Genomic DNA, 5321 nt, shown 5'->3' on the forward strand with positions numbered 1-5321 from the left:
AGTAGGGAACTGCCAGGCATCAAACAAGTGAAGAAGCCCATCCTGACGGATGGGCTTTTTTGCGTCTGTACGGAGTGAAACCCGCCGGACTGAACGTATTTTGCAGGCCTGATAAGCGCAGCGCATCAGGCACATCGCGGCGCCATCGGGTGCAAAGCAACATGCCTCCATAACACAAGCCATCCTGCGGCATATGCGGTAAACTAAGCGCGATTTTGCATCAGGAAAGCGTCTATGAATCACTCCCTTAAAGCCTGGAATACCTTCGGCATCGACCAACAAGCCAACGAACTTGTCTGCGCCGAAAATGAGCAACAATTATTGAATGCCTGGCAATCAGCCAAGGCATCACATCATCCAGTACTGATCCTGGGCGAGGGGAGTAACGTCCTGTTTCTTGATACCTTCCATGGAACGGTGATCGTCAACCGTATCAAGGGGATAGAGATTACTGAACAACCTGATGCGTGGCATTTACACGTAGGCGCGGGTGAAAACTGGCATCAGTTGGTGCGCTATGCGTTGGAGCACAACATGCCTGGCCTGGAAAATTTGGCGCTTATCCCCGGCTGCGTGGGTTCATCGCCAATCCAGAATATTGGTGCCTATGGCGTAGAGCTGCAGCGCGTCTGTGAATACGTAGACTGCGTAGAGCTTTCGACCGGCAAACATCTGCGCGTTAACGCTGCAGAATGTCGATTTGGTTACCGTGACAGCATCTTCAAGCATGAGTATCAGGATCGTTTCGCTATTGTCGCCGTTGGTCTGCGCTTGCCTAAACAGTGGCAGCCTGTTTTGACTTACGGTGACCTGACGCGTCTGGATCCTGCCACCGTGACACCTCAGCAGGTTTTTGACTCTGTTTGCCATATGCGCACGACAAAGCTGCCCGATCCAAAAGTGAACGGTAATGCAGGAAGCTTCTTTAAAAACCCGGTTGTCACCGCAGATATTGCGCAGGAGCTCCTGGCAAAATTCCCTACAGCGCCTCATTACCCGCAGGCCGATGGTTCTGTGAAACTGGCAGCTGGCTGGCTTATCGATCAGTGCCAGCTAAAAGGTATGCGCATTGGTGGCGCAGCGGTACATCAGCAGCAGGCACTCGTGCTGATCAATGCAGAGCATGCGACGAGTCAGGATGTGGTGCAACTTGCACATCACGTACGCCAAAAAGTCGGTGAGAAATTCAATGTCTGGCTCGAGCCAGAAGTCCGGTTTATTGGTCCGCAGGGTGAAGTGAATGCCGTGGAGATCGTTGCATGAAGGATAATACCGTCCCCCTGACGCTTATTTCATTATTGGCCGATGGCGAATTTCACTCCGGTGAGCAACTCGGCGAAAAGCTGGGAATGAGCCGTGCGGCAATTAATAAACATGTCCAGACGCTACGTGACTGGGGGGTTGATGTCTTTACGGTCCCTGGTAAAGGATACAGCTTACCTGAGCCTATCCAGCTTTTAGATTCATCGCGTATTTATTCTCAACTGGATGGCGGGAATATAACGGTCCTGCCAGTTATCGATTCAACCAATCAGTACCTGATGGACCGAATTGGTCAACTGCAGTCAGGGGATGCCTGCGTCGCTGAGTATCAGCATGCAGGTCGTGGTCGTCGTGGACGTAAATGGTTTTCTCCCTTTGGCGCCAATCTGTACCTTTCAATGTTCTGGCGACTGGAACAAGGACCGGCAGCCGCGATTGGCCTGAGCCTGGTGATTGGTATTGTCATGGCTGAGGTTTTGCGCGATCTGGGTGCGGATAAGGTACGTGTAAAGTGGCCCAACGATCTCTATTTACTCGACCGTAAACTGGCAGGGATTCTGGTTGAACTCACTGGTAAGACAGGCGATGCCGCGCAAATTGTTATTGGTGCGGGTATTAATATGTCTATGCGTCGGGTTGAAGAGAATGTGGTTAATCAAGGCTGGATTAACCTGCAGGAAGCGGGTATTAACATTGACCGCAATACTCTGGCTGCCCGGTTGATCCGCGAGCTGCGCGCTGCCCTGATACTGTTTGAGCATGAGGGCCTGGCGCCGTATCTGTCCCGCTGGAAGAAGCTGGACAACTTTATCGACCGTCCGGTAAAACTCATTATTGGCGATAAAGAAATATTTGGTATATCTCGTGGAATAGATGCGCAAGGCGCATTACTGCTTGAACAAAATGGCGTGATAAAACCCTGGATGGGTGGGGAAATATCGCTGAGAAGTGCTGAATAATAAGAAGGGGAGCTGAGGCTCCCCTTTTTTATTTATTTACGCAGCCTGACTTGCTCAACGGCATGATTGGCGCTTTTGGTCATAATTAAGCTGGCTCTTTCACGCGTTGGTAAAATATTCTGCTTTAAATTCATCCAGTTAATTTCTTTCCAAAGCGATGTGGCGGTGTTGATTGCCTCGTCTTCCGACAATTTCGCATAGTTATGGAAATAAGAGTCTGGGTTGGTAAATGCCCCTTCGCGGAATTTCAGGAAGCGGTTGATATACCACGTCTGGAGTAATTCTTCTGGCGCATCAACATAAATAGAAAAGTCGACAAAGTCAGAAACAAATACATGATGTGGATCGTGAGGATAGTCCATCCCGCTTTGTAATACATTGAGCCCTTCGAGGATTAATATGTCGGGCTGGGCAACGGTTTTGTCACCGTCAGGGATCACATCATAGATCAGATGAGAATAGACCGGCGCCGTAACGTTGGGGACGCCAGACTTCAGATCGGAAACGAATTTAACCAGACGGTGCATATCATAGGACTGAGGGAAGCCTTTCTTCTTCATGAGCCCACGTTCTTTCAATACCTGGTTCGGATGAAGAAAACCATCGGTAGTAATCAGCTCAACCTTACGATGCTCGGGCCAGCGACTCAGCAGCGCCTGCAATACACGCGCAGTCGTACTTTTGCCGACAGCGACGCTACCAGCAATGCTAATAATATAAGGAATACGCTCGCCGTTGGTGCCTAAAAATTGTTCCAGCACAGCCTGACGCCGCAGGTTCGAACTGATGTAAAAATTTAGCAAACGCGATAGAGGCAAATAAATCTCGGCAACTTCTTCCAGCGATAAGTCTTCGTTAATGCCTTTCAGACGAGCAATCTCTTCCTCGGTCAGGGTCATCGGCACGGAATCACGAAGCGCAGCCCACTGGTTGCGATCAAACTGTAGGTAAGGCGACGTTAACGCTTGCTCTTTTATACTCATACGCATGGTCTGGCTGTCATTGCTATATCAGGTCTGCGGTAAAAAACGAAATCATCCCCGGTACGCAATGGCACGCACATTTCAGTTAATTTGGACAATGGGCAGGAGGGTAACACCAGATGGGAGGGAATAATAAGAAAAAATCTTCCCCTGAAACGCAATGTGACGGCTATTCCAGATGTATAAAGATGCACTTTCTCTCTATTGATTACTGCGTGCCGGAGCAAAATGCCCCTCAGGGAACGCGCCTGGCGTTGGAAATTTGTCCAATCTAAAGAGGAAATAGATTATTTATCGGTCGCATAGTGCAAAATGTGAGCGATAGAACATTTTATGCAATTTTTTAGTTGCATGAGTGCGCATGTCTCCATAAAATGCGCGCTACTTGATGCCGACTTAGCTCAGTAGGTAGAGCAACTGACTTGTAATCAGTAGGTCACCAGTTCGATTCCGGTAGTCGGCACCATCAAGTCCGGTGGGGTTCCCGAGCGGCCAAAGGGAGCAGACTGTAAATCTGCCGTCACAGACTTCGAAGGTTCGAATCCTTCCCCCACCACCACTTTCTGGCAGCGTTATCGCCGCCTGAGTTGGTTAAAAAATTAATCAGCTCGAACAGAAAAGAGAGAAATCTCTTTTTTGTTACAGAAAGAACTGGGTAGCCGAGTTTCAGGATGCGGGCATCGTATAATGGCTATTACCTCAGCCTTCCAAGCTGATGATGCGGGTTCGATTCCCGCTGCCCGCTCCAGACGTGCTGATATGGCTCAGTTGGTAGAGCGCACCCTTGGTAAGGGTGAGGTCCCCAGTTCGACTCTGGGTATCAGCACCACTTCACTTCTCCTTCCCGTTTCTCTCTGTTTACTTTTAAAAGCATTCAACAGCTCAGGCATATTGCCTGGTTGATGTGGTGATATCACCGATTTATCCGTGTCTTAGAGGGACAATCGATGTCTAAAGAAAAATTTGAACGTACTAAACCGCACGTTAACGTCGGTACTATCGGCCACGTTGACCATGGTAAAACAACGCTGACCGCTGCAATCACTACCGTACTGGCTAAAACCTACGGCGGTGCTGCTCGCGCATTCGATCAGATCGATAACGCGCCGGAAGAAAAAGCACGTGGTATCACCATCAACACTTCTCACGTTGAATATGACACCCCGACTCGCCACTACGCACACGTAGACTGCCCGGGCCACGCCGACTATGTTAAAAACATGATCACCGGTGCTGCGCAGATGGACGGCGCGATCCTGGTTGTTGCTGCGACTGACGGCCCGATGCCGCAGACTCGTGAGCACATCCTGCTGGGTCGTCAGGTAGGCGTTCCGTACATCATCGTGTTCCTGAACAAATGCGACATGGTTGATGACGAAGAGCTGCTGGAACTGGTAGAAATGGAAGTTCGTGAACTTCTGTCTCAGTACGATTTCCCGGGCGACGACACGCCGATCGTTCGTGGTTCTGCTCTGAAAGCGCTGGAAGGCGACGCAGAGTGGGAAGCGAAAATCATCGAACTGGCTGGCTTCCTGGATTCTTACATCCCAGAACCAGAGCGTGCGATTGACAAGCCGTTCCTGCTGCCTATCGAAGACGTATTCTCCATCTCCGGTCGTGGTACCGTTGTTACCGGTCGTGTAGAGCGCGGTATCATCAAAGTTGGTGAAGAAGTTGAAATCGTTGGTATCAAGGACACTGCTAAGTCTACTTGTACCGGCGTTGAAATGTTCCGCAAACTGCTGGACGAAGGCCGTGCTGGTGAGAACGTTGGTGTCCTGCTGCGTGGTATCAAACGTGAAGAAATCGAACGTGGTCAGGTACTGGCTAAGCCGGGCTCTATCAAGCCGCACACCAAGTTCGAATCTGAAGTGTACATTCTGTCCAAAGACGAAGGCGGCCGTCATACTCCGTTCTTCAAAGGCTACCGTCCGCAGTTCTACTTCCGTACTACTGACGTGACTGGTACCATCGAACTGCCGGAAGGCGTTGAGATGGTAATGCCGGGCGACAACATCAAAATGGTTGTTACCCTGATCCACCCAATCGCGATGGACGACGGTCTGCGTTTCGCAATCCGTGAAGGCGGCCGTACTGTTGGTGCGGGCGTTGTTGC

The 5321-nt window shown here is 50.3% G+C and carries 4 protein-coding genes, 4 tRNA genes and 1 pseudogene; 7 read left to right on the plus strand and 2 right to left on the minus strand.

Annotated features, from left to right (window positions below):
- Nucleotides 1-234: 234 nt before the first annotated feature.
- Both murB and birA read left to right on the plus strand, forming a co-directional pair.
- Nucleotides 235-1263, plus strand: a complete 1029-nt coding sequence (gene murB / locus OGW16_RS03680) for a UDP-N-acetylmuramate dehydrogenase (protein WP_181230911.1) — start codon at nt 235-237, stop codon at nt 1261-1263.
- Nucleotides 1260-2222, plus strand: coding sequence for a bifunctional biotin--[acetyl-CoA-carboxylase] ligase/biotin operon repressor BirA (birA, locus tag OGW16_RS03685; protein ID WP_043018016.1), 963 nt, complete (start codon nt 1260-1262; stop codon nt 2220-2222). Before murB ends, birA begins: the two co-directional genes overlap by 4 nt.
- Nucleotides 2223-2254: 32 nt before the next feature.
- On the opposite strand, the gene coaA is transcribed toward birA, so the two are convergent.
- Entirely contained in the window at nt 2255-3205 is a 951-nt protein-coding gene (gene coaA / locus OGW16_RS03690; protein ID WP_286517917.1) for a type I pantothenate kinase, read from the minus strand.
- A gap of 290 nt (nt 3206-3495) precedes the next feature.
- Nucleotides 3496-3576: pseudogene (locus OGW16_RS03695) on the minus strand (hypothetical protein); the annotation flags it as partial.
- 19 nt (nt 3577-3595) lie between these two features.
- Between OGW16_RS03695 and OGW16_RS03700 the strand changes: the two are divergent.
- The 5 genes from OGW16_RS03700 to tuf form a co-directional block, all read left to right on the plus strand.
- A tRNA-Thr gene (locus OGW16_RS03700) sits at nt 3596-3671 on the plus strand.
- Between the two features lie 8 nt (nt 3672-3679).
- A tRNA-Tyr gene (locus OGW16_RS03705) sits at nt 3680-3764 on the plus strand.
- A gap of 114 nt (nt 3765-3878) precedes the next feature.
- Nucleotides 3879-3953, plus strand: a tRNA-Gly gene (locus tag OGW16_RS03710).
- A gap of 5 nt (nt 3954-3958) precedes the next feature.
- A tRNA-Thr gene (locus OGW16_RS03715) sits at nt 3959-4034 on the plus strand.
- 118 nt (nt 4035-4152) lie between these two features.
- A partial coding sequence (tuf, locus tag OGW16_RS03720) for an elongation factor Tu (RefSeq protein ID WP_286502589.1) occupies nt 4153-5321 on the plus strand: 1169 nt, incomplete at its 3' end.

The organism is Citrobacter sp. Ce104 (assembly GCF_030334595.1).
Lineage (GTDB): Bacteria > Pseudomonadota > Gammaproteobacteria > Enterobacterales > Enterobacteriaceae > Citrobacter > Citrobacter europaeus.

Bases quoted from the DNA above. Each gene is read 5' to 3' on its own strand.
- murB (WP_181230911.1), top strand. From the start codon at position 235: ATGAATCACTCCCTTAAAGCCTGGAATACCTTCGGCATCGACCAACAA.
- birA (WP_043018016.1), top strand. From the start codon at position 1,260: ATGAAGGATAATACCGTCCCCCTGACGCTTATTTCATTATTGGCCGAT.
- coaA (WP_286517917.1), bottom strand. From the start codon at position 3,205: ATGAGTATAAAAGAGCAAGCGTTAACGTCGCCTTACCTACAGTTTGAT.